We start from the raw sequence: 25,975 nt of genomic DNA on the forward strand, positions 1-25,975 counted from the left end.
AATCTCTGTTATTATCATTTGGTAGGAAATTCTCATTTAAAACCGCCTACAACAGCTTAAAACCCTGCTTAGGAAGACTTCTTCACTTCTGGTCATTCTTTCTTTTTTCAGGCTCAAGGTATGTAAAACCTGTACATGGAGAAGCTAAATCAGTATGATATATCGTGATTATTTCCATGTTTATATAAATCGATTTATTAAAATCATCTTTCTTATAAAGCCAAATCAAAATAAAAAAAAGTCGGTTTTGTACAAAATAATGTCTTATTTGGTTAGTTTTTTTAGGATAAGGTCACTTATTTTTGAAAGAACAAGTTATTTGTATACTATAAATAAATTGAACACCAAATGAACCGAGCCAAGCCATGATGAAGTATATGCATCATTGTGTCTTTGCTAAAGACTAACCCAATATGAAAAGAAGAACCTTAATTAAAGGCATAGCGTTAAGTTTACCATCGCTATACCTATCCAAAAGTTATGCAGGCCAACTGATTAATGTACCCTATGCGGCAGGTCCATTTAAGCCCACCTGGGATTCGCTCTCTAATTATCAAGTGCCCGAATGGTTTCGTGATGCCAAATTTGGGATGTGGGCACATTGGGGGCCACAGTGCCAGCCAGAATTTGGCGATTGGTATGCCCGGGAAATGTACATGGAAGGCGGGCACAAATATAAATATCACTTAGAAAAATATGGACACCCCTCTAAATTCGGTTTTAAAGACGTAATTAACGAATGGAAAGCGGATAGGTGGGATCCTGAAGAATTGGTTGGATTATATAAAAAAGCAGGTGCAAAGTATTTTATGGCTATGGCCAACCATCATGACAATTTTGATATGTTCGATAGCACCCATCAGAAATGGAATTCAACCCGGATAGGTCCTAAAAAAGATATCATCGGCGGTTGGGCGAAGGCGGCTAAAAATAATGACCTCCGCTTTGGGGTGAGTGTTCATGCTGCGCATGCCTGGAGCTGGATGGAAACGGCACAACGAGCAGATAAACATGGGCCAATGGCCGGCATTCCTTATGATGGAAATGTAACCAAAGCTGATGGTGCAGGAAAATGGTGGAATGGTGAAGATCCACAGGAACTTTATGCACAAACTCACCCACTTAGCAAAAACAGTGAAGATAATGGCATGATCCATAGCCAGTGGGCCTGGGGCAATGGCGTTTCGGTACCTTCAAAAGCTTATTGCGAAAAATTCTACAAACGTACCATTGAACTTTTAGATAAATATGAACCAGATGTGATCTATTTTGATGATACCATATTGCCATTATATCCGATCAACGATGCCGGGTTAAGGATTGCTGCCCACATGTACAACCAGAGCATCAAAAAATATGGTAAGCTGGAAGCGGTGTTGTTCGGTAAAGTATTGAACGAACAGCAACGTAAATGTATGGTATGGGATATCGAAAGAGGACAAACCAGTGGAATTGAAAATGAACCTTTTCAAACCGATACCTGTATCGGTGCATGGCATTATGATCGCCCTATTTATGATCATAATGGCTATAAAGATGCTAAAACGGTGATCCATATGTTACTGGATATTGTGAGTAAGAATGGTAACCTGATGCTGAATGTTCCGGTGAGGGGCAATGGCACAATCGATGAAAAGGAGCGGGCAGTAGTGGAAGGCATAACCGCCTGGATGCAGCAAAACAGTGAATGTATCTATAGTAGCCGCCCATGGAATTTCTTTGGTGAAGGTCCCGCGATGGCATCGGCTAAACCACTAAGCGCGCAAGGGTTTAATGAAGGTAGCGGAGTGCCGTTTGGTCCGAACGATTTCCGCTTTACCACTAAAGGCAAAGATTTGTATGCTGCAATGCTGGGCTGGCCATCAGATCGAGCGGCACTTATACAAAGCTTATCATCAAACAAAGTAAATAAAATACAAAAGGTAAGTTTGTTAGGTTATCCAGGATTAATTGAGTTTGAACAGAGTGGAGAAGGTTTAAAAATTAAGCTTCCTGAACAGGCACCAGGTGCTATTGCCTATGTATTTAAAATTCATGGAGCTATTGTGTAAATAATATCAGGCTGCTGAAATGAGTAGGTTATCTCTCAATCCTGAAATCAAGGGAACCAGATATTAAATTGTTAAAACACATCATTCAGGCGCTATATTGCTGCATGAATGACTTATTCAAGTCGATATATGATTGTTAATAAAGTGATACGAAAGCATCTGCTTATGCTGCTTTTCGTGAAGCTATGTTTATACACCTTTACTTTCGCACAATCTCCGGTTGCTGCACCCACCTGGGGCAATTGGACACATTGGGGAGATCAGGGTGATGGTACTTATCGTAATCCCGTTTTACCTGGCGATTACAGCGATGTAGATTGCATCCGCGTGGGTGATTATTACTATGCTGTCTCCTCTACTTTTCAATATTCACCCGGATTTGTGATCCTGAAATCTAAAGATCTGGTAAACTGGCAAATACTGGGCCATGCCGTTAAAGATATTACTACCATTTCTCCAGCTATGAACTATAACCAGATGAACCTGTACGGAAAGGGAATATGGGCCGGCGCCATCCGTTATCACAACAATCGTTTCTGGATTTATTTCGGAGATCCGGATGAAGGCTATTTTATGAGTTCTGCAGCTAGGCCTGAAGGGCCATGGTCACCCTTACACCGGGTGTGGGCTGAAAAGGGTTGGGATGATTGCTGTCCTTTCTGGGATGAAGATGGGCAGGGTTATCTCATCGGAACCCACTTTGCAGATGGCTATAAAATTCATCTTTTTAAAATGACGGACGATGGCAAGTCGCTGATCAAAGATTCAGATCAGGTAATTTATCAATCCCATGGGAGCGAAGCCAATAAACTGTACAAAATCAAAGGCTATTATTATCATCTTTTTAGCGAGGTGCGCAACAACGTTCGCGTTTTAATGATGGAGCGGTCTAAAAATATTTATGGGCCTTATGAAGGGCCACGACAGCTGAGCGAAGGTCAACCTGAGTTTAATGAACCCAATCAGGGCGGATTGGTACAAACCCAAACCGGAGGTTGGTACTTCTTAACCCATCATGGTTCGGGCGATTGGTCCGGACGGGTTTTAAGCCTGCTGCCTGTAACCTGGCTGGAGGGCTGGCCGATAATCGGAAAACCTAATGACAAAGGCATCGGCGAGATGGTATGGTCGGCGCCTATGCCCGTAAAATCAACCCGTAAAACCCAACCGCAAAGCAGTGACGACTTTAATGCCCGTATCATTCAGCCGCAATGGGAATGGAACTACCAGCCGAAAAAAGATAAATGGTCTTTATCTGAAAGAAAAGGCTGGTTGCGGTTGCATGCCTTTAAACCTTTAAAAGATCATATTTTTTCTGCCGGCAATACCTTAACCCAAAGGGTTTACCGCACATCGAAAAATACAGTTACCGTAAAGTTTGATCTCCGCGGAATGGCCAATGGGCAAAAAGCCGGTTTATCGCATTTCGGTGTGCCTGATTATGCTATGCTGGGGTTTGAATGTAGCGGCGGGACTAAAAAGTTATCCTTTACTACGAAAGATAAAGCTTTATCAGGTCCTGAATTTCAGGGAAATGAAGTTTGGATCCGCTCAGCCTGGGGACTCGATGGTCAGAGTACCTTTAGTTACAGTACAGATGGCCAAACATTTAAATCATTTGGTGAGCCTTACCAACTTCGCTGGGGATCTTACCGGGGTGATCGGATTGCCATTTACAATTACAATCCTCTTGACAAAGGCGGTTATATTGATGTAGATTACCTTCATTATGATTATGATAAATAAAATATTAAGACACATAAAATTCCCTACACTTTTTATCCGGCAGTATTTTAAACGGTCATTAAAACTAACATGCTGTGCTTTGCTATTCATTTTAAGTGCATCAAAGCTTTATGCCCAAAGCTCCTGGACGGCAGATAATGGAAATGGTACTTATACCAATCCGCTATTTTATGATGAATTCTCCGATCCGGATCTTATTCGCGTAGGTGATGATTTTTACCTCACGGGTACCACCATGCATAGCGTACCCGGATTACCGGTGCTGCATTCTAAGGATCTGGTTAACTGGAAGGTGATCGGCTATGCAATGGACCGTTTTCAGCAGGGAGCAGAATTTAATCTTAAAGATGGTAAAGAAGCCTATGGACAAGGTATATGGGCACCCTGTATCCGGTACCATAACGGGGTTTTCTATATTTTTTCCAATATAAACAAATATGGTTTGCAGATTTTTACGGCCTCCAATCCTGCCGGGCCGTGGAAACAGCACCAACTGAAAGGTCACATTTATGATTTGTCGGTATTGTTTGAGAACGGAAAAATCTATGTTGTTTATGGTGTCGGAGAAATTAAACTGATTGAATTAAAACCTGACCTCAGCGGTTTTATAGAAGGTAGCGACCGCGTGATCATCCCCAGGGGAAATGCCATGGGCGAAGGTAATCACCTTTACAAAATCAACGGAAAATATTACATTACCAATGCCGATAACGGCCGCCTGCAATGTGCCCGGGCCGCTAATATTGAAGGGCCTTACGAAACTACCGTAGTAAGTGCTAAAGAAACAATGGGTACAACCCTGGGTTGGTTTACCCAAGATATGGGGCAGGATTCTGCCTTACCTGCTGCGGATGCCAAATTATCGATGACAAAGCAAAGCGATCAGTTGTTGGGATCGGTTCCCATGCACCAGGGTGGTATTGTAGACCTGCCCAATGGGGAATGGTGGGGCTTTTCAATGATGGATTTCAGGGCAGTGGGTAGAACAACCTTTCTATCACCTGTTACCTGGAAAGAAGGCTGGCCTTTCTTTGGCCTTGAAGGTAACCTGGGCAGATCTCCACGAACGTGGTTTAAACCCAATGTGGCCCAACCCGATCGTCCGCAGGTACCTTACCAACGCAATGACAACTTTAATGCGCCACAGTTGGCCTCTGCATGGCAATGGAACCACAATCCTGTTGATGGCAAATGGCAATTGAAGGGAGGAAGCCTGCGCCTGCATACCTTACCGGCAAAGGATTTCCTTTGGGCAAGAAATACCCTGACCCAACGGGGTGTTGGCCCTGAATCCGAAGCTACTGTAGAATTAAACGCTCAAAAACTGAAAGACGGCGATATTGCCGGTTTGGGTTTAATGAATATCCCTTATGCCTGGATGGGCATCCTTCGGGAAGGAAATCATTTTGTTTTCCGCATATTTGACCAGTACCGGCAAAAAACAATCAACAAACCCTTAAAATCGCCACGTATTTATTTACGTGCCTTCGGGAATTTCGACGAGGATATTGCCCGGTTGAGTTACAGTACCGATGGCAAAACATTTGAGAACGTAGCCGACAGCATCAGGCTTCCCTATCAGTTGAAAACTTTTCAGGGAACCCGGTATGCCTTATTTGCTTATAATACCAAAGGAAAGGAGGGTGGCTATGCTGAGTTTGATCACTTTCAGTTAAATGAACCCTTAGCCGACCGTACTAAAAATCTTCCGCTGGGAAAAATAATTACATTAACCAATCTGGCCGACAGTCGTCAGCTTTGGGCAAATCCTCATGGTATGCTTTGCCCGAGACGTAGTTTTACCGTGAATAGCGATTCTGCCTATCAGTTTCGCGTGTTAGACCGTGAGCAGGGTAAAGTAGCCCTGCAGGCACTTAACGGAACTGGCTTTTTAACTATTACCAGCCAGGGTTTATCTGCAGATGTACGGCTGATCAAGGAGGAAACACCGGGCAGCCTGTTCGTATGGCAGGATATGTTGAAGGGGCAGTGTATGCTGCTATCTTTAAAAACTAAACGTTTTGTCGGCTTAGATCCGCATACCGGAGAATTATACGGTGCAGATTGGCCAGGCACTTTACCTAACCGGAAAGACGGAACCGTTTTCAGCTGGCAGGTGGTGAATGAATAAACATTAAGCTGAATAATTAAAATATTAAAAACACAAATCACAAATGACACTTCGAAAATCTTTTATCTTTTATACCTTGTTAACTTCGCTTTGCTGCAGCGTCACTTACGCGCAAAAAGGCCAGTCATACCCTATAATATCGCCCAATGGCAAAATCAAGCTGGTAATGGAATATCATCAGCTGGCAACTGCTGACAGTACCACATCCGCGCAGTTTGATGTCTATTATCAGACCAATGGAAAATGGGAGCCAATTCTTTCCGACACCGAAATCGGTATTGCAACCAAACAGGAGCAATTTAAAAATCTTACCTTGAAAAGTGCCGGATCAGTTAAGCGCCTGAACACCCAATATGAAATGGTAAGCGGTAAAAGAAAGCTTTGCAGCAACCAGGCAAATGAAAGCACATATACCTTTGTCAATGCGAACGGAAAGTCGCTCAATGTTGTTTTTCGTGTCTATAATGATGGTATTGCTTTCAGGTATGAATTTCCGAAATGGTCAGACCAACCGGTTCATATCGAAGATGAATATACCACCTTTAACATTCCCGTACAGACGGATCGATGGGCACAGGCTTATGATCCGGGATATGAAGATTTTTATCCCTACAACAATAATGGTAAAGGAGAAAAAAGCCAGGAATGGTCTTATCCTGCATTGTTCAAAACCAAACAATTGCAAGTGTGGTATCTCATTTCTGAAGCCGGAAACAGCGAATTTAATGCAGCTTCCAGGTTGGTGAATAATAAAGATATTAACCGGTACAAAATCAGCTACTCGGCAGGACGGAAAAGTTTTCCGCAACAAGGTGACATGAGCACTTTACCATGGAAGTCACAGTGGCATACCGTCATGATTGGAAGCCTGGCAACTGTTGTAGAATCTACCCTGATTACGGACGTGAGTGAACCTAGCCGCATTGCACAAAAAGAATGGATTAAGCCTGGTGCGGTGGCCTGGATTTATTGGGCCTACAACCATGGATCTAAAGATTACCAAAAGGCAGTGGCATACACCGATCTGGCCAAAAATATGAACTGGCCTTATGTACTAATCGATTGGGAATGGGACGTGATGGGCAATGGTGGCAAACTGGAAGATGCCGTTAATTATGCCAAGTCGAAAGGTATTAAACCCATGATCTGGTACAATTCAGGCACGACCGACTGGTCTGATGCTACACCTGTGGACCGCATGAGAACCCGCGAAAAACGCATCAAAGAGTTTGAATGGTTAAATAAGATCGGGGTTTACGGAATTAAGGTAGATTTTTTTGCCGGCGACCAGCAGGACATGATGAAATTATACCTGGATATCCTCAAAGATGCTGCCGATCATCACCTCATGGTAAACTTTCATGGTGCTACTATTCCGCGTGGGTGGTCAAGAACCTACCCGAATTTAATGTCTGTAGAAGCGGTTTACGGTGCAGAATGGTATAATAACCGTGATATTTTGACTAATAAGGCGGCCGTACATAATACCACTTTACCTTTTACCAGGAATGTAATTGGTCCTATGGATTATACACCGGTTACCTTTTCTAACAGTCAACACCCGCACATTACTTCTTATGGACATGAACTGGCACTCTCCGTGGTATTCGAATCGGCCTTGCAGCATTTTGCAGACCGTCCGGAAGCATACTATGCACTACCGGATGCCCCAAAAAACTTTTTAAAGGCCTTACCAACCGCCTGGGCTGAAACACGTTTGTTGAGCGGTTATCCGGGTAGTCATGTGGTTATGGCGAGAAGAAAGGGTACAAAATGGTATATTGGTGGATTGAATGGACTGGAGGATGCTAAAGTTTTACAATTTAGTTTAGATTTCCTGAAAAATAAGGAAGCCAGGATCAGCATCATCCAGGATGGTGAATACGATAAATCTTTTAAAACAAAAATGCTGGTATGGCGCAAAGGACAGCCGGTGAAAATTAACTGTTTGCCTCGTGGCGGTTTCGTAGCGGTGGTTGAATAAAGGTTTTGCATCAGGCCCTGAGCCGTGATGATTCCGAAAACAATAAAAAAGCAAAATGGAAAACCATAAAAGAAGGAAATTTTCAGGTATCGATCACAACTGGGCAATATTTCAGAGAAGGTCCTGATCTTTTGGTAGTTTGTTAATTTAACTGAAGCGCATTCTGGCTGTTTTTCCACGTAGGGCACTAAGACTTGTGTTACTAGATATGGGATTTCATATATTTTATTCCTTACTACAATATTTGCCCAAATTTAAAACGCAAAAAGCCGATCTTTTGGTGAGCTTTTGATCAGTAGCCCGCGTTAGACAATTCTCGAACTGTTTTTTGGATGATTTACGTGAATTAGCTTTCTTAAACTATGATCTGAATGTTTGAAATCAATTTGTTCTGTTGCAACCGCGTTATGCAAAATCCACAAGGTTATTTATATTCACAAGATATTTACTAACCTTTTCGCCATTAATGAAAAAACTGTTAACATTGATTACCCTGTTTATCGTAGCGCAAAATGCAATAGCACAAAAAAATGCGCTGAGAAAGATTGCTGACAGCATTAATACAGAGGGGGAAACACTTTATCGTTCTGAATGGGCTTCAGGTCATAGTACACAGATTTTTACCTCCGGTTTCGGCGGGAAGAAGCGTTTATCCGGGGGATATTTTTCTTATGAGAAAGAAAAAAAAATGACCACTATCTTTTTTTCTAAAAATAACGATCCGGTAGTGTTGGCGACAGTTAAGTTTGGCCATAGTTTAGACTCGTCTAAATATAGTATAGACACTGCAACAAGAAAATTTACCGAATTTGAAAAAGACTTGTATGCTATCCGGTCGAAAGCTGCACAGGCTGTTTTAAACGACACGCTTTTTAAATTTTATGAAAATACCAGTTTAAATCTTATCCCCATTATAAAAAATGGGGCAAAAAAAGTATATGTCATCACTGCGCAAACAGCACCGGATGAAGTGTTATTAGGAAATGATTACCTGATTAATTTTGACAGAGACAATAATATCATTAAAAAGACAAAGCTTCATAACAACCTTATTCCCCTGGGAACCGGTGGTATAGACGCGATAGAAGCATCCTCACATCAACACTTAGGTGAAACAAGTCCTTATATTACCGCGACAGATATTTGTGCATTTAAATTATGGAAGGCAAAGACCACTTGGGTGATCAGTTTCACTGTCTCAGCTGGATATGTATCTGCATGGCACTTTCGCGATGAATTTTTAGAAATTCTAACCCAAGCCGAATGGGAAAAAATAATGAAAAACAAATAGTATAGGCATTCAAGCTTTATAAATTCGAAATAGAAAATCTACCTATGTCTTACCGGCACCTTTTAGATCAGATGTTAACACAAAAAAGCCCCGAATAAATCAGATCCGGAGCTTTGTGTTTATATCTCTGCGAGCAGTTTTTCTGCTGATTTGGAGGGGATTACGTCAGGTTGCTTCGCCAAACTTTTCCCCGGCTTCTTACTCTTTTTCTTAAACTTCCGGCCATACCATACCAGGAATCCTGTAATCGGTAAGCTGGCACCAATAAGTGAAGCCAGGAAGGCCATTACCTTACCCGGAAATCCCAGGATACTGCCTACATGGATATCGTAATTCATTTTTCGCAGTTTCTGACCAAACGAGGCTTGCGCATATTCTACCGAATAGGCATCCTGTCGCTTTAACTCCTTCAGGCTATGTTGGTCAAAAGTGTAGCCCTGGCTATTATAAAACTGCCCTTTATTTGGATAGACGGTGATGTTGATGGCAGCCTTAGCTTCTGCCGTATCCGCAAAACTGTAATAAAAACCCATCGATTTAGGATGGCGCGAAATGACCTGATCCCAGGCCATATCCATTGCTTTTTCCGGTGCATAACCCTTTCCTTTTAATGTCGAGTCTGAGTCTAAACGCTTGTATTCTGCAAGCTTATCGCCACCTGATGTAACCCAATACATCCCCTCACTATACCATTTAATACCATATACCATTCCTGTAAGGGCTATAGCTGCCAGGAACAATAAGGCATAAAAGCCAGGTACGTTGTGCAAGTCGAGGTTTACCCGTTTAAAAGATGCACCCCATTTAATCTTAAAACTTTTATCGCGGGTTGATTTATTCCATTTCTTCGGGTACCACCAGATCAGTCCGGTGATCAGCAGAACTACAAAGATCATGGTACCGTAATTAACAATTGGTCGCCCTATTTCAGAAGGCATCCAGAGAAAACGGTGCCCGTTTAAAATAAACCTGAAGAAATCTGATTCACCTGGTTTATGTTCCTCGATACTAATCACCCCGCCTGTATAAGGATTTATTTTTAGTATGGTATTTCCCGTACGGCGATCCCGCGGACCGGCATTAGCCGCCCGCAAATTTAAGTTGATGGCCCTGCCTTGCTGGTAATTGGCGTACGATGGCACTTTCTCCGGGTACAGCTTCGCAGCTATCCGCATTAACTCGGAGGGTTTAACCACAGGCTTATCTTGCCAGGCTACTTTTGTTTCAGGCTCCAGCAAACCGGTAATTTCTTCATTAAATACCCAAATGCAACCGGTAAGGCATACAATCAGGACAATGATACCAGATATCAAACCTAACCACAAGTGCAGCCAGTTGTTAATGCGCTTAAAAAGCGTGTCCTTTTGCTTCTTCTTTCCCGGATTTTGATTCTTCGTCATTGTGCCTGTGTTTATTGATCAGATATGCTTATTTAAACCTGTAGGTAATGCTCAATCGTGCGTTGCGCGGAACCTCATAGATATAGGTATAGTAAGAAACAGATGTTGCAGTTTCAGTTGCCAGCTTGGTATATGATCCCTGTGTCAGCAACCTGCGATCCAAAAGGTTATTCACTACCGCAGCGATAGTTATTTTACCTTTTTCATAAGAAACACCTGCGTCAAAACGGTAATAAGCAGGTAACATCAATGGAACAGAAGTTGATCCCGCGTAACGATCCAGTTGAATCTGGTAACCCGCGCTCAATCCAAAGCCGTTTAACAAAGCACCTTGTTTCTGATAGCGGTAAGATAACCAGCCATTGGTAATGTGCTTAGCAGAATTAGGGGTGTGCCTGCCTACCAATTCTGGTTTAGCATCTTCACTTACCTTGGCATCAGTGAGCGCATAATTTAATACAAGGTTCAATCCAGGGGTAATTTCCCCGTTTATATCCAGTTCAATACCTTTTGAGATAACACCCCCCAATTGGATCTGGGCATTTGGGTTTGCAGCCAGATGTGCCGGATCCAGGTCGGCGGTTAATACATTTTTCTTCTTAATGCGGAAAGCGGCAGCCGTTACGTTCCATCTACCGTCAAAGAAATCCTTTTTCAAACCCAGTTCGATGTTATTACCGCGGATAGGCTTGAAAGGGTTTCCGGCATAGTCCTGGCCGGCAACAGGCAGAAAGCTCTGATCATAGAGTGTATAGGCACTGAAATCTTTTGCCAGGGTTACACTCAAACCAGCCCTGGGGCTGAAAACATTATCAGATATCTGTGTAAGGTTTGTTTTTCCCACCGTTACCGCATGTGTGAAACGGCCGGCTAATGTTAAACGCACACGTCCATCCAGCATGCGAATTTCGTCCTGTAAATAAGCGCCGGTATAGGTCAGGTTGGTGGCATATACATTTGATCCCGAACGGTTCTGAATGCTTCGCGAACGATCAAAGACAGGAATATTGGCAAAAGGAATCCCGTAAACCGGGTTGTAAATGTTGAATTTAGTGCCGTTTGCCAACTGAAGATCAGACTGCGTTACGCTGGAAAAATCACCCCAGGTTTTCAGGTTGCCCATATCTAGTCCGCCTAAAATACGGTGTACAACAGATCCCGTAGCAACATCGCCCATCAGGCTAACCTGTATGTTTTTGTTAATGGCCAGCTCCTCACTGATATTGAGGTAACGTTTCATATCGCCATTTGGTGCAATGGTTGAAGGCCACGGGGTACCTCCATCTAAACCATAACGGAGATAAGCAGCCTGTGCATTAATCTTCCAGTTATTATTTAAACGGTGGCTCACATAAAGCGTGGCATTGTGGTCATAAAGCTTTGCCGGGTCCAGTGCCGGGTCGCCCAGGAAGAAACTGGGATCTGTATCGGCGAAGCCTTTCGGCGAAAAACCATAAGAGCCCAATGCCTGTGCCTCTACATGCTGGGTAGTATATTCAGCTGTGATTAAAGTATTGCTGTCTACCTGATAGCTAATTACGGGCGCGATAACGTACTTATCCGTGTAATTGTATTTGTTGTAGCTGTCTTTACTTTGTGCTGCCACATTCAGGCGAAACAACAATTTACCGTCGCGACTTAACTTACCATCCAGGTCAACAGCGGCGCGTCCCAGGTTATAACCTCCGCCTGCTACACTTACCGAACTGTGGTTTTGACCGGTAGGCTTCTTAGTTACCACATTGTAAATACCGCCGGGTTCACCGTTGGCCATCATAAAGCCAGAAGGACCTTTTACGAATTCGATGCGATCAATAGTTGCCGCATCGTCAGCTAACGGGCCCCATGGCATTTTTTGGTTCATCCCGTTCCGGAAAGCAGGAATACTCGTGCCGCGCATGAAAATATTGGCATATTGAGCGTCCCAATGGCCTACGCGCATGGTACCGCTCACATTCCTGGTTACGCCATCTACAATATCAAACACCTGCTGATCAGCCAGTACCTTGCTGGTTACCACCTGAATGTTCTGCGGTACTTCGATCAGAGGAGATTGTAACCGCAATGAGGAGGACACTTTATCCACCTTATATTTTTTCTTATTCGTGCTTACCTGTACCTCGTCTAACTCCGAACGATTTTCTTTTAAAGAAAAATCAGCAATTACGGTACCACGGAATGAAACATGTATCTGTTTTTCTTTTGGATAAAGGCCAACCGCAGAAACTACAAGTGTATAATCGCCAACCGGAACACGCCGGATTTGGTATAAGCCATCCTCGTCGGTAACCGAGCCAAAGCGGGTGCCTTTCAGCACTACCGTTACATTAGCAGCTACGCTACCATCAGAAGTGGTGATCCTGCCTCTCACTATCCCGGTTTGTTCATCATTCCGGCTTTGAACAAGACTATCTGTAGGATTTGTGTAACTTCCTGTCAGAACATGAGCAGAACTGGCATGAGCTGCAAATATTCCGGTACAGCACACACCTAAGCGTAAAATTTTCTTAAATTGCATTTACTTTTAATTTGATGTTAAAGGTGTCAGGGCTTAGCGCCCGTATCGCCACACGGGGTCGGACCCGTGTGGCATTTTTTTTTTGCAAAGTTAAGTTTATTAAGAATAAATCCAAATAGATGCGCAAATTTGAAAATTACACCTTGAAAATGAGGCGTGTAACCAACTCATAATTTCGTACTGTATCCGATGGCATATATAGAGATCAGTATAAATTACAAAGATATTTTTTTACCAGCGCTCCAAAATTTTTGGTACTGCTCCGAAAATGTCGAACCGGTAATGGGAGAGGTACAGCTAATTGTTGTGTAGTGATTTATGGGTGTAAAAAATGGAAACAACTCAGAGGTGTTGTTTCCTTATGGTAGAGTCAAGCTTCAATATGTCTAACTTTTACGAACATTGTGAGGCAGTGGTTAATTTTGAGAAAGTTGTAACAAACAAAGTAGAGGGCCAGTATAGGCAGAAGAAACATTATAAAATTAAATAATATTAGAGAACGCATTGCCAGTATTACCACCTAGAAAATGTCTTGTACTGTTATTGGTTGAGACTTTTTGAAATGACTATTTCAAAAAATGAATGAACATATTCAAATTGTACTCGCGCAAAGAACATATAGTGATGCAGCTTCTTTTACCCATACGCAAGGGTGATAAGTATTTTAATAATATGAAATGCGAATAAATATAATAACCCGGCGGCATATCATCCACCGGGTCAGCACTATTCATTAGCGTAACGGACAGCTTTGGCCGCCATTGCCATTACTTTGGAAATTGCCGGAATTACTTAAATCTACCATAGATGCCTGTAAAAGAATATATTCAATTTCTTCAAGCAGCCCACTTATTGGTGTATCGCTGGTATTGGTTAAGCCAAGAGATCCGTTGGTGCTCACTGCGCCTATCGTTTGCTCCATTCCTTTTCCGGATCTCACCATTGGACCATAAAGTGCATGGAGCTTCAGTGACCCAAAGTCTGTATCGTATTTCACGTTAACAAGATTGGTCACCATAATCTGATGGTTAAATGCATCCTTTAAGATCTCCAGCATTTTTTGGATATCGTTATGACCAAAGGTTAGTTCCCGGAAAAACCCCAGGTAGTTGCGCACGTGCGCTACTGTTGCGGTTCCCTCAAGGCCTGTTTTTGCGAGTCTTGCCAGCTCCCAGAAAGATAGCTCCTGTTCGTTTTCAAAGAATACGGGGTGTGTGGTGATATTAAGGCCAAAATTGTCATCCAGATTTAATACGCCCCTGGTGCAGATGGGCGAAATCAGTTCCATTTTAACCTCTGACCATTCCGTCCGCATCTTTCTGGATGCCATGATAGCCGCTGCGCAAATGGCGCCATGTACAGTGGTGTTTTCTTCCCTGGCTCTGTTTCTAAGGCGGTCAGTTACCGCCGAGGAAAGGCGCAGCGATGATACTTTAGGACTAACCACCCTTTGACTTATTCCCACTTCATTTTTAGGTAAGGTTTGGACTGGCTCGTCATCGGGCAAACCCAAAGTTTCGTCGTTGGACAGTTGGTTTTCAAATTTCTCCAGTTCTGTTCCGTTTACTGCTTTCAGCAGATCCCGGATCAAATAACTTACTGAAGTGCCGTCGGCGAGCGTATGGTTTGCAGCAATGATCAGCACGGTAGAAACCGGCTTTTGTACTAAAACCAACCTGATAAGCGGCCCTTCTGCGGTGTTAAATCTTTGCGCCAACTCCTTTTCTATTTCCTGTTCCCAGCGGTAGTCAGCATCAACATGGATCACCCTAAATGGAATGGGCAGCTTGTCTGCGTGCTGTCTTACGGGTCTTGAAAATTCATCCATTACGATCCTGACCGAAAGGTTGGGATGCCTGCGCTGTACTGCGGAGATGGCGAGATTCCATTTCTCAACTGTTGCTGTACCTGCTATTTCTGCGGCAAGCGCAAAGTCTTTGGAATCGATCTGGTCAAGTAGCCAGAAGGTTTTTTCGAATGCACCCAAGGTGCGGTCTTGTTTTGTTTTCATTAGGTCACAAATTATGTTTCAACTGCAAATAGAAATCTGGTTAGAAACGAGCTTCTGATTATGTTCCTATTTGTCCCTACAAAATTCGTTTTTCAGCTACCTTGGTGGAATGGATAAATGGAAGGATGTATTGTACTTTTTCCCCTGAAGAAACTATTGATGTATCAAAACAAAGGTTATTTACAAGTGTCGTAGGAATACACCCATTTGGTTAAAGAGCGAAAAAGACAGTAGAAATTTCAAGGTATCGGTAGACAGGCGAATGCAGCGCCCAGCACAGGAAGTAACCCGTTTGACTGGGTTCTAAATATGAAGAACCGGCCTGCCTGGTTTGTTTGATAGCAATGCCGAAGAAGACCAGCGCTGAAAAAAGTGCACATCCGCTGAGAACCCTTCGATCACGGGTTGATTGCTTCTGATCGGTGGCGCTACGATCATCCCAGCAACAATGGAAAATTGCCAAGATTACTGGCTGCCTGAGCTTAGGTCACCATAGCGGCGAGGAACGAGCCTGGCATATATGATGAAAACCTTCATTTTATTCCGGCGATCTGAGCAAGGCAGAAGGAACGGATAAGGTGGTAGCTGAAGTACTATCAAAATACGGTAAACTTGATATCCTGGTTAATAGCTTAGGAGGCAGCGAAACTCCCGCTGGGGGTTTTAATGCCTTGACCGATGAACACTGGGAAGAGACTTTGCAGATCAACTTACTTGCCCCGGTTAGACTGGACAGGGGTTTTTTGCCGCAGATGATCCAACATAAAACAGTACACTTCCTTATGCCGCAGCAAAGGCAAGGCTGATCAACTACAGCAAGGGGCTTTCCAATGAGGTGGCTTCGAAAGGTGTCAGGGTGTTAACGGTATCTCCGGGTTGGATCATGACTGATGGTGCCAAGAGAATGATGAAGCGAATATCGCAAAGCTCAGTAGTTTCAATTAAACAGGCTACCCAAGGTGTGATGGATGCTTTGGGCGGAATTTCGTATGGCAGACCCGCCGAGCTGAAAGAGGCAGCGGAACTGGTTGGCTTCCTTGTTTCTTCAAGGGCGGGTTATCTAACGGGTACAGAATTCGTAATCGACGGCGGCACCATCCCTACGACCTAGTACACCATTCCCGTAACCAGTTCGTGATTACTTTATACCCTGGATGATTTTATTCCTGTGCTGGAATCCCCATTTTTCCATCGCTGTCAATACATCATCCAGGGTTTGGCTATAAGGCGTAAGTTCATACTGGACAGTAACGGGTTTAGTGTTGCATACCTTTCGGCTTACCAATCCGTTCATTTCCATTTCCTGCAATTCCTTGGACAGGATGCGCGGGGATATGGCCGCTTCCCTGGATAACTCATTGAATCCTTTTTTGCCGCTCTGAAGCACTGAAATCAAGATTAATTTCCATTTTCCGCCCACTATGTCCAGCGTATCGCGTATTGCCATTTTGGCTTTTGCACAACTTTCGATCGTATGATTTGCCATATACTATTCTTTTTGTAAGTACTATCCTTTTTGTAACAGATAACAAATGTATAGTATTTGTTCGGAAATTTGTGGCTTAATCAACAATTGATAGTCATCCATGAGAAACAGAAGCATATCAATAATCACTGAAAACCATTGGCACAATGGATTTTTGGGCGATGGGCACAAGGCGATGGCTGTCCTTGATGGTGTCAGCTACAAAGACAGCGATCCTTTTATCCTGTTTATGGATGACATATTGGACCTGCCCGGCGGAGCGCCAGTTGGGGGAGCACATCCCCACGCTGGATTTGAGACCCTGACTTTGGTGCTGGAAGGTAATGACAGGGAATGGAAAACGGGAAGTTTTGAGCTGATGACGGCGGGAAAGGGAATCGTCCACACCGAGGAGATCACTTCAAAGCAAAAACTGCGTATCTTACAGGTGTGGCTGGCATTACCACCTGAACAGCGGTATGCCCAGCCTTTTTTGCAAAAAATATTACTCGAAGATGTGCCAACAATTAAGACCGGCGAATATGAAATCCGTGTTTACGGTGGCAGCAGCAACGGTTTGGTCTCTCCCCTGAAAACCCATACACCATTTATCCTGATTGAATTCAGGCTGAAAAAGCTTGCGGTGGTAAATCAGGAAATTCCATTGCAGTATCATGGCTTGGTCTATGTGCTTCAAGGCCGGGTAAAGGTGGGTGACAAAATTATTAGTTCCGGGCAAGCTGGCTGGCTGGAAAGAACAAACGAAAAAGGCAGTGGCCGGCTTACCCTGGAGGCATTGGATGAGGATACGCATTTTATGCTGTATGCTGGACAGCCACATCATGTTCCGGTTGTCCAACACGGACCTTTCGTAGCCGATTCGGTGGAAGAAATCGCTCCGCTGTACCGGAAGTTTAAAGATGGACAGTTCCCGCATTTGAACGACCTGTCAGATGAGCAGAAGGTTACATATCATTCAGATGGGCGCATCGATTCAAAGGCTACCTGACAGAGATGGAATCAGCAATTGATTAGCTGCTGCCAGGAATAATCGATGCCGGTTAACCTCATGTCATAGCGATTTAAATCTCCATTGATTGATCATAGTCCGGATATCCCTTCAGTATGGCCCGCTTTAACCTTTGCTGATTTTCATCTCCCCAGCGTCCGATAACAGCAAGTACAGGTATCAGCGTCCTGCCGAAATCGGTAAGTGTATACTCAACTTTTGGAGGCATTACCGGGTAGATTGTCCTGGTCGCCAGTTCATGTTCCTCCAGTTCTTTTAGCTGGATGTTGATGACACGGCGGCTTGCATCGGGTATTTTACGTTGCAGTTCGCTCGGACGCAGAAAGCCTTCGCTGATGAACCACAATAGCCTGATCTTCCACTTGCCATAAAGCACTTCCGCTACCAGGTCTAGTCCGCAGTTGAGGTTCGGAAAAGTCTTTTTTTCATACATGTATCAAAGATATGCGTAGACCAGCTAACAATCAATAGGGATAAATTATTCCCTATCTGAATCGTAGTTCCCTTATTGCAGGTTATACAGGTACTATCGAAATTTGTACATCAATATGTTAATTTAAAAATAAATATTATGAATCTACCAAAATTAATATCAGACTTAGTGGAAGCACAGAACATCCACGACGGAGCAGCTTATGCTTCCCTTTTTTCAGACGATGCAGTAGTATTCGACGAAGGAAAGACACATAACGGAAAACAGGAAATCCAGAACTGGATAGAAAAGTCGAACCAGGAGTATCAGAGCGTGCTAAAACCGATCAGCTATAATGATAGCGCAAATGGCTCGGTGCTTGAGGCGGAGGTTTCGGGAACATTTCCCGGTAGCCCGGCAGTCCTGCGCTTTAATTTTACGTTTCAGAACGGGCTGGTCGGATCACTAAAAATCACCGGGTAGCTGGTGTTAAAGCGCGTCCGCCTGAACACAATTGCCAATCACCTGACCATAGCAATGCAGCAATGGAAATTGTTCTTCTCTGGCAGCATTGCTATTTTTTTACCATAATCCAAATGTCAATCAAAACAAATACCTGCACCACAATACTGATACTATTCAGCATACTTTTCATTTCTCCCCTGATCATCAAGGGGCAATCGACAAACCTTGATCTAAGTGAGCATAAAACAGTTGTTCAAAAAAAGTACGGGCTTGATCCATCTAAGCCACTGACCGCAAGGATCGGGAATACACCGCCCGAAGTAATCCAGAAATTCCGGGATGCTGGGATGTCCCCGACACTCCACAGACTTAGCAAAGCCGACAGTGTTAAGGTGGTCAGGGCCTTTAAAATGCTTCCTCCGCTACATGCCCGTGTCCTGAGGGACCACCTGCTGGGCATCAGTTTTCTGGACAACATGCCCAATACAGCGCTGACTGCAACGATGAACCCGGAGAGCCCATTTCCGGTTTTTACCATCACTTTTAGGGCCGAGATTTTAAAACAGGATGTCTCCCAGTGGCTAACCTGGAAAGAAATGGGCTATTATGAAAAAGATAACCCAGATTTGCAGGTTTCCATCGATGCAGGCAGGCTTGACGCAATACTTTATGTACTCCTGCACGAGGCGACCCATGTTGTAGATGGCTCCCTTGACCTGCTGGGAATGAATAAAACCAGGGGGACTTTTGACAGGGAGGCAGACCTGAAAAAAAACTTTACACAAGGCATCTGGACCGACCGGACTGAGCTAAATGCAAACCTCGCTGACACCCTCACTTTGCACAGCCGCTTTCGTGGCGGGGCCAGGCTATTACCTATACATCTTGCAAGGGAGATCTATGAATCAGCTGCCAAAAAGCCTTTTGTCTCACTATACGCTACCTCCAGCTGGCACGAAGACCTGGCTGAATACCTCACCATCACCCATTTTACCAAAAAACTTAAACAGCCTTTCAGGATCACGATTAAGGATAGGGGCAAAGAGATCTTCAGCTACGAACCGATCAAATCTGCCGCTGTCAGTTGGCGGATTCCCCTTATGCAATATTTTTACGCAAAGGCTGAATAGTTTATGTTTTAACAACACCCATCATATGAATAAGCAAAAAATCCGCATAGGATTCATCGGGCTTAATCCCGACAGCCACTGGGCAGCAGCAGCCCACTTACCCGCATTAAGGTCATTGTCTGATGACTTCGAGATCATTGGAGTGGCCAACCGAAGTTACGAGAGCTCAAAAAAAACAGCACAGTCCTTAAATCTTCCCCTTGCCTTTAAGGATGCGCAATCACTGGTTAGCTCAAGCGAGATTGACCTGGTTGTGGTAACCGTAAAAGTCCCCTATCACTTTGAACTGGTCAGCGCAGCACTGAATGCCGGCAAACATGTTTTTTGCGAATGGCCTTTGGGAAACGGACTAGGGGAAGGCAGGAAACTGGCAGCGTTGGCCAGGCAGAAAGGTGTTATCGCTGCAATAGGAACACAAATGCGCTACGCGCCGGAGGTGGCCTACTTAAAGCAGCTTATAGCAGATGGCTATGTAGGTAAGGTATTATCTACTACGCTGATCGGTGCAGGTGGTAGCTGGGGAAATGAAACAGAAGCGGATCACTACTACCTCTATGATCAGGCTAATGGAGCCACAATGCAAGCCATACCTTTAGCCCATACGCTGGTGGGCCTAACGGAGGTATTGGGTAACATTGAAGAGTTGTCGGCCCGGATGCTGACCCAGTTTGACCAGGTCAGGTTGACCGATACAGGAGCGTTAAAGCCTAAAAATACCCAGGATCAGATATTGATACATGGTACACTCAAAAGCGGTGCTGCCTTATCTGTGCATTATCGTGGTGGCATAACAAGGGGAACTAACTTACTATGGGAGATTAACGGTACAGACGGTGACTTGCAGGTAACCGGTGAAAATGGTCATGGCCAAATTGTTCAGCTGGCTATTAAAGGCGCGAGAGGAGAAGAAAAAAAATTGAAAACACTTACCCCGCCTGCCGGTGTCTACAGCGGATGGCCGTCTTTTTCAGGCGCTCGGAATGTTGGCCATCTGTATGCCTTGATCGCTGAAGATATCCGTAAGGGTTCAAGAAAAACGCCGGATTTCGAAGATGGTGTTGCGCTTCATGAATTGGTTGACCGTATCGAGAAATCCTCGCAAGAGAAAAAAGAAGCGTGGGTGAGGAGTGATAGGGATAAAAAAGTCGAACCTTAATTAATTGATAATCATATATACATGAGCCAATGTTGCAGGTTGGGTTAACTCAAGCAGGATCGAACTCTTAATTGCCTTATTTTCAATGAATAACAGGTTTATGTCTGTTTTTTTCTTTTCATAAGAAAATTTCATAAAAAGAAAAAGCCTTGAAATTGAGCTCCTTTCAAAGAAAAGGTTCGACTTTCAAGGCTTTTTGCCGTTTTGGTAGCGGGGAGCAGGATCGAACTGCCGACCTCAGGGTTATGAATCCTGCGCTCTAACCATCTGAGCTACCCCGCCGGGCTTAATATTTACTACATAACGTAAATATCGATGTGGTTATTTTTAAGAGTTGCAAATATAGAATAAATATACATTCTATTAAAAAGAAATGTGAAAAATACTTTAAAGCCTTAATGTTCAGTAAATTTTATTGTTTTTAAGCGATTGTAATCGTTATTTTAGCCCTTAAGGGAGCCTGTTTTTAGAAATTAATAACGCAACGAAGCGCAACATTCCGGTATGTGCCGCAAAAGTAACCGCATTTCTGACCTTATCCTATCTCAAGTTATTGCTTACAGTCAATGCCATTATTTAAACCGTTGATACAGGTGAAAATAATTAACCACAGATAAGAAGGATTAACACAGATATAAAAATCCCAGTTTATCTATGTAAATCTGTGGTTAAAATCATAACTTAATGATATTGTGCTTAGGGTAGGTATGGGAAGATAATCAGCTGACCGTTTGTGCTGATAAAATTTAGTGGTTTCAAAAAGATTGCTTAACCCCCTGGTGGTACCAGGTCATCCCTAAGGTAACCTTATCTATAGCTGATATTCGCCAATCCTTTACCCTTTAGGTAATAAAAGAGGTAACGCCAGGGTAAAGAATAGGTAAGCAAAGGGTAACCCTGGGGTTAACCTGGTATAGAGAAAGGGTAAACAAATGGTACAGGATGGGTAAAGGAATTGGCGCTGATTTTTTAAAAAAGAAGATGTTTTTTGGCTGGAGTCAATTAATGGGTATGAACAATTAACAACCCCGTTTCTTAACCATATAAGACATATAAAAACCATATAAGCGCAATCAAAACTTAACTGACCTTAAATTCTTGATAGGATGAAAATAGTTAACTGAATACAACAATTAACCGATTATCCAATAACCATTCCGGAGCATAGCGTAGGAAGTCTTGAGTCGATTACCTGCTTAACCAATTAGCCACAAAAATCAGTAAACCAACAGCAAATGGACCAATGCACCAACGCCTTTAACCAATAAAAATTATATTGTTGCAGATATAGAATAAATTACCTTTCTTTAGAAAAATAATATTAAAAAATTGTCCGGAAATTATCCTGGTAGTGTACTAACATGGCAGAAAAGAAAAAATTTACACTAGAGTACGAAGTTAGATCGTCACCAAGAATTTTATATAGTTTTATCAGTGAACCAAACGGTTTATCGCAATGGTTCGCGGACGATGTGAATTTCCGTGATCAGGTATACACTTTTACCTGGGATGATGAGCAGCAAAAAGCAAAACTGGTTTCAATCAAAGAAAATAAGCTGGTTAAATTTAAGTGGCTGGATGATGAACCTCAATGTTATTTTGAGATGGAAATTGTACAGGACGAACTCACCAATGATGTTGCCCTCTCGATTACTGATTTTACGACCGATGAACTTCTGGCAGAGAAAAAATTAATCTGGGATAACCAGATCGATTACCTGATTAGCGTTTTGGGTGCCTAAATTACCTTCGCATTGTTTACCTTTGTAGGGTGAAAAAAATACATCTTCTATTAATAAAAGCATTTGTGAAGCCATTCATAGCAACATTTTTTGTTATGATGTTTATTCTATTGATGTTTTTTCTGTTTAAATGGATTGATGATTTAATCGGAAAAGGTTTCGAATGGTACACCATTCTGGAGCTGATGTATTACGCCTCGGCTGCCAATGTATCAATGGCGCTGCCATTATCAGTACTGCTTTCTTCCATCATGACTTTTGGTACACTGGGCGAAAATTACGAGCTCGTGGCCATTAAATCGGCAGGTATTTCTTTACAAAAAGCCATGCGCCCCCTTTTTGTGGTGATTTTAATGCTCACTGTAGCCTCTTTCTTTTTTGCAAATTATATGTTGCCTAAAGCCAATCTCAAATTTGGCTCACTATTGTATGATATCAGGAATAAAAAACTTTCATTTTTAATTAAACCAGGAGTTTTTAATAATGCCATTCCGGGTTATGCCATCCGTGTCGATTCGAAAGAGGAAGACGGTACGCTGCACAATATCATGATTTACGATCACCGTGAAAATAATGGCATTCCGAAAGTAATTCTGGCAAAAGAGGGGAAAATGAATAAAACCGCCGATGGTAAGTTTTTGGTGCTTTCACTTAAAAATGGTGTACAATACGAAGAGCAATCTTCGAAAAACGGCATGTACAACCCACGGCAGATTTTTACGCGGAACCGTTTTAAAGAAACCTCACCGCGTTTCGATATGTCTTCTTTCGATGGAAATAAGACCGATCCTAATGCTTTCGGAAACAGCACGCCCATGTTAAACCTGAAAGGGATTGTAAAAAAACGCGATTCGCTGACGAAGCAATTGGATACGATGAAAATGCGTACTATTGCTAACCTCAGCAGTAACTTTAAGCAGTTTAATGTGACCAGAGGTTACACCAGGATAAAAGCCGTTCCGAAAGAGATTGATGATGTAATATTAAAGAGTATCCCTAACGGATCTCGGAAACTGGCCCTCGATAATGCAAATAGTACCGTTGCAAATATTATGCAGCACGTACCCAACTGGGGTCCACGCCAAACCGATTTAACCGGCGAAATTATTTTTGCCACCGTAGAGTACCAGCGTAAATTTACCCTGGCAGCATCTTGTATCCTGTTGTTTTTTATTGGTGCTCCATTGGGTGCCATTATTAGAAAAGGGGGTATGGGTTTGCCTGTAGTGGTGGCCATTTGTTTCTTCCTGGTGTACCACATCATTACCACAGTGGCCGAAAAATCGGCACGTGAAGGGAATTTGAATCCTATATTCGGGATGTGGATTGCGGTAATCGTATTGTCGCCCCTGGCTGCTTTTTTAACTTATAAAGCTACCGTCGATTCAGCCTTGTTTGATGTAAATTACTACAAGCAGCTCTTGTTTAAGTTGTTTAAAAAGAAGGAAAAATAGGCCTCTTTTCCTTTACTTACAGATGATATTTTAATCCAAATATTGCTCAATAAGGTTGTACATTTGTATGGGTTATTGTTTGTGGTATAAATTCATTTAAATACGCCTTACACACCATTTGCCCCATAATGTTTATAAAATGCAAACAAAATTAAACACAATAGAAGAGGCCATCGCAGACATAAAAGCTGGTAAAGTGATTATTGTTGTAGATGATGAGAATAGAGAGAACGAAGGTGATTTTTTAACTGCTGCTGAAAATGCAACGCCCGAGATTATTAATTTTATGGCCACTTATGGCCGTGGTTTAATCTGTGCACCTTTAACAGAAGAACGTTGTAAGGAGTTAAATCTTAATCTGATGGTTGGCAAAAATACGGCAGCTTACGAAACTAATTTTACGGTTTCGGTAGATTTGGTTGGCCATGGCTGTACCACGGGGATTTCGGCGAGCGACCGTTCTAAAACGATGCTGGCTTTGGTTAATCCTAAAACCGACCCTGAAGAGTTAGGCAGGCCGGGACATATTTTTCCGCTGATAGCTAAAGATGGTGGTGTAATCCGCCGTGCAGGTCATACAGAAGCGGCAGTAGATTTAGCGCGTTTAGCCGGCATGAAACCTGCAGGTTTATTGGTAGAGATTTTGAAAGAGGATGGCGAAATGGCCAGGCTTCCTGATTTATTTAAAATTGCCGAGCAGCATCAGTTAAAAATTATATCAATTGAAGATTTAATCGCCTACCGTTTAACCATGGATAGTTTGATTAAGCAGGAGGTTAGCATCGATTTACCTACCGCCTGGGGCGATTTTAAAATGACGGCTTATACACAGCTGGATAATAATGCGACACATTTAGCCATTTCTAAAGGCGAATGGAATACCGACGAACCTATTTTAGCACGTGTACACAGCTCTTGTGTAACGGGCGATATCTTTGGGTCTTGCCGTTGCGATTGCGGTCCGCAGTTGCACAAAGCATTAGAAATGATCGAAAAAGAAGGTAAAGGTATTGTGGTGTATATGAACCAGGAGGGTAGAGGTATCGGGCTGATTAATAAATTACGTTCGTATAATTTACAGGATGCCGGTTTTGATACGGTTGAAGCGAATATTAAGTTAGGCTTTAAAGGTGATGAACGTGATTATGGCGTGGGAGCGCAGATTCTGCGATCGGAAGGGGTGACTAAAATGCGTTTAATGAGTAATAACCCAACCAAAAGGGCAGGTTTAATCGGGTATGGCCTGGAAGTGGTCGAAAACATTCCGATCGAAATTGCCAGTAATGTACATAACGAACGTTATTTAACCACCAAAAGAGATAAAATGGGCCATTCGATTATGAAAGGATAGTCCAGTTTGCAGTTAACAGTTTGGAGTTGACAGTTTGGAGTCAGTCCCATAGTCTTAATAACAAGCAAAAGCCAGTATTGAACTTACGTTTGGTACTGGCTTTTTTTGTTTAATGTAGAATCAAAAACGCTGATTACCCCAGTATAATTTGTCATCCTGAATGCAGTGAAGGATCTGTCTAGTATGGATCAATGAACCCCAATCAGTCTGCGCTAACTTATCAGTTGTACATAATAAAAGCAAGTGGTTCTTAGGTTAGAGATTCTTCATTTCATTCAGAATGACAGACTTTTCTAGTTCATTCTCCCTGGAATAGATTTTTTTCTAAACGCTGCCTGCAATCGTCCTTTAGATTTGTTTTGATATTTTATTTAAAGATACCAAGTACTTACTTTGCTTAAATTATAAATCAGATTACCTAAAACGGTAGCGGCACATTAAAATTCGTCAAGGTTTTTATGCCTATGAAATGATTCAATCCGTTACCGTTTTTTCCCTTAGTGCTTTAGATTTGTTTTGATATTTTATTTAAAGATACCAAGTACTTACTTTGCTTAAATTATAAATCAGATTACCTAAAACGGTAGCGGCACATTAAAATTCGTCAAGGTTTTTATGCCTATGAAATGATTCAATCC

The 25,975-nt window shown here is 42.8% G+C and carries 19 protein-coding genes and 1 tRNA gene; 14 read left to right on the forward strand and 6 right to left on the reverse strand.

Features of this window, described 5'->3' with window-relative positions; genetic code table 11:
• The first annotated feature begins 413 nt into the window (after positions 1-413).
• The 5 genes from FFJ24_RS00465 (at position 414) to FFJ24_RS00485 (ending at position 9,203) form a co-directional block, all read left to right on the forward strand.
• Positions 414-2,051 carry an alpha-L-fucosidase gene (locus tag FFJ24_RS00465; RefSeq protein WP_138820229.1) on the forward strand — a complete coding sequence of 546 codons (1,638 nt, stop codon included), beginning with the start codon at positions 414-416 and terminating at the stop codon, positions 2,049-2,051.
• Between the two features lie 144 nt (positions 2,052-2,195).
• Entirely contained in the window at positions 2,196-3,797 is a 1,602-nt protein-coding gene (locus FFJ24_RS00470; RefSeq protein WP_210419434.1) for a glycoside hydrolase 43 family protein, read from the forward strand.
• Between the two features lie 79 nt (positions 3,798-3,876).
• Entirely contained in the window at positions 3,877-5,928 is a 2,052-nt protein-coding gene (locus tag FFJ24_RS00475; RefSeq protein WP_210419435.1) for a glycoside hydrolase 43 family protein, read from the forward strand.
• 43 nt (positions 5,929-5,971) lie between these two features.
• Positions 5,972-7,912: a glycoside hydrolase family 97 protein gene (locus FFJ24_RS00480; RefSeq protein ID WP_138820233.1), complete on the forward strand. Its 1,941-nt coding sequence runs from the start codon at positions 5,972-5,974 to the stop codon at positions 7,910-7,912.
• Positions 7,913-8,378: 466 nt separating this feature from the next.
• Positions 8,379-9,203: a hypothetical protein gene (locus FFJ24_RS00485; protein ID WP_138820235.1), complete on the forward strand. Its 825-nt coding sequence runs from the start codon at positions 8,379-8,381 to the stop codon at positions 9,201-9,203.
• A gap of 119 nt (positions 9,204-9,322) precedes the next feature.
• Here the strand turns inward: FFJ24_RS00485 and FFJ24_RS00490 are convergent, their stop codons facing one another.
• From FFJ24_RS00490 to FFJ24_RS00500, 3 genes are all read right to left on the reverse strand, one after another.
• Positions 9,323-10,603 (reverse strand): PepSY domain-containing protein, encoded by a 1,281-nt coding sequence (locus FFJ24_RS00490; RefSeq protein ID WP_138820237.1) that lies wholly within the window; start codon positions 10,601-10,603, stop codon positions 9,323-9,325.
• A 28-nt stretch (positions 10,604-10,631) separates the two neighbouring features.
• Positions 10,632-13,121: a TonB-dependent receptor gene (locus FFJ24_RS00495; RefSeq protein WP_138820239.1), complete on the reverse strand. Its 2,490-nt coding sequence runs from the start codon at positions 13,119-13,121 to the stop codon at positions 10,632-10,634.
• A 733-nt stretch (positions 13,122-13,854) separates the two neighbouring features.
• The gene (locus FFJ24_RS00500) at positions 13,855-15,132 is read right to left on the reverse strand and encodes a condensation domain-containing protein (RefSeq protein WP_138820241.1); all 1,278 of its coding nucleotides are present in this window, start codon (positions 15,130-15,132) and stop codon (positions 13,855-13,857) included.
• Between the two features lie 578 nt (positions 15,133-15,710).
• Between FFJ24_RS00500 and FFJ24_RS26615 the strand changes: the two genes are divergently transcribed.
• Both FFJ24_RS26615 and FFJ24_RS26620 read left to right on the forward strand, forming a co-directional pair.
• Positions 15,711-15,938 carry an SDR family NAD(P)-dependent oxidoreductase gene (locus FFJ24_RS26615; protein WP_256377599.1) on the forward strand — a complete coding sequence of 76 codons (228 nt, stop codon included), beginning with the start codon at positions 15,711-15,713 and terminating at the stop codon, positions 15,936-15,938.
• Between the two features lie 29 nt (positions 15,939-15,967).
• Positions 15,968-16,243: an SDR family oxidoreductase gene (locus tag FFJ24_RS26620; RefSeq protein ID WP_256377600.1), complete on the forward strand. Its 276-nt coding sequence runs from the start codon at positions 15,968-15,970 to the stop codon at positions 16,241-16,243.
• 27 nt (positions 16,244-16,270) lie between these two features.
• Here the strand turns inward: FFJ24_RS26620 and FFJ24_RS00510 are convergent, their stop codons facing one another.
• Positions 16,271-16,618: a helix-turn-helix domain-containing protein gene (locus FFJ24_RS00510; protein ID WP_138820243.1), complete on the reverse strand. Its 348-nt coding sequence runs from the start codon at positions 16,616-16,618 to the stop codon at positions 16,271-16,273.
• A 100-nt stretch (positions 16,619-16,718) separates the two neighbouring features.
• On the opposite strand from FFJ24_RS00510, the gene FFJ24_RS00515 reads away from it, so the two are divergent.
• Positions 16,719-17,606 (forward strand): pirin family protein, encoded by an 888-nt coding sequence (locus FFJ24_RS00515; protein WP_138820244.1) that lies wholly within the window; start codon positions 16,719-16,721, stop codon positions 17,604-17,606.
• Between the two features lie 73 nt (positions 17,607-17,679).
• On the opposite strand, the gene FFJ24_RS00520 is transcribed toward FFJ24_RS00515, so the two are convergent.
• Complete coding sequence (locus tag FFJ24_RS00520) at positions 17,680-18,060, reverse strand: helix-turn-helix domain-containing protein (RefSeq protein ID WP_138820246.1); 381 nt, start codon at positions 18,058-18,060, stop codon at positions 17,680-17,682.
• A 138-nt stretch (positions 18,061-18,198) separates the two neighbouring features.
• On the opposite strand from FFJ24_RS00520, the gene FFJ24_RS00525 reads away from it, so the two are divergent.
• The 3 genes from FFJ24_RS00525 (at position 18,199) to FFJ24_RS00535 (ending at position 20,790) form a co-directional block, all read left to right on the forward strand.
• Positions 18,199-18,522, forward strand: a complete 324-nt coding sequence (locus FFJ24_RS00525) for a nuclear transport factor 2 family protein (RefSeq protein ID WP_138820248.1) — start codon at positions 18,199-18,201, stop codon at positions 18,520-18,522.
• Positions 18,523-18,635: 113 nt separating this feature from the next.
• Positions 18,636-19,634, forward strand: coding sequence for a hypothetical protein (locus FFJ24_RS00530; protein WP_138820250.1), 999 nt, complete (start codon positions 18,636-18,638; stop codon positions 19,632-19,634).
• Positions 19,635-19,659: 25 nt separating this feature from the next.
• Positions 19,660-20,790 carry a Gfo/Idh/MocA family protein gene (locus FFJ24_RS00535; protein ID WP_138820252.1) on the forward strand — a complete coding sequence of 377 codons (1,131 nt, stop codon included), beginning with the start codon at positions 19,660-19,662 and terminating at the stop codon, positions 20,788-20,790.
• A gap of 205 nt (positions 20,791-20,995) precedes the next feature.
• Here FFJ24_RS00535 and FFJ24_RS00540 read toward each other — a convergent pair.
• A tRNA-Met gene (locus FFJ24_RS00540) sits at positions 20,996-21,072 on the reverse strand.
• A 1,079-nt stretch (positions 21,073-22,151) separates the two neighbouring features.
• Here FFJ24_RS00540 and FFJ24_RS00545 point away from each other — a divergent pair.
• From FFJ24_RS00545 to FFJ24_RS00555, 3 genes are all read left to right on the forward strand, one after another.
• On the forward strand, positions 22,152-22,532 hold the full coding sequence (locus tag FFJ24_RS00545; RefSeq protein ID WP_029278206.1) for an START-like domain-containing protein: 381 nt from the start codon (positions 22,152-22,154) through the stop codon (positions 22,530-22,532).
• 29 nt (positions 22,533-22,561) lie between these two features.
• Positions 22,562-23,986, forward strand: coding sequence for an LptF/LptG family permease (locus FFJ24_RS00550; RefSeq protein ID WP_138820253.1), 1,425 nt, complete (start codon positions 22,562-22,564; stop codon positions 23,984-23,986).
• A 139-nt stretch (positions 23,987-24,125) separates the two neighbouring features.
• Positions 24,126-25,337, forward strand: a complete 1,212-nt coding sequence (locus FFJ24_RS00555) for a bifunctional 3,4-dihydroxy-2-butanone-4-phosphate synthase/GTP cyclohydrolase II (RefSeq protein WP_138820255.1) — start codon at positions 24,126-24,128, stop codon at positions 25,335-25,337.
• Positions 25,338-25,975 lie beyond the last annotated feature (638 nt).

The sequence above is a fragment of the Pedobacter sp. KBS0701 genome, assembly GCF_005938645.2.
Taxonomy (GTDB): Bacteria; Bacteroidota; Bacteroidia; order Sphingobacteriales; family Sphingobacteriaceae; genus Pedobacter.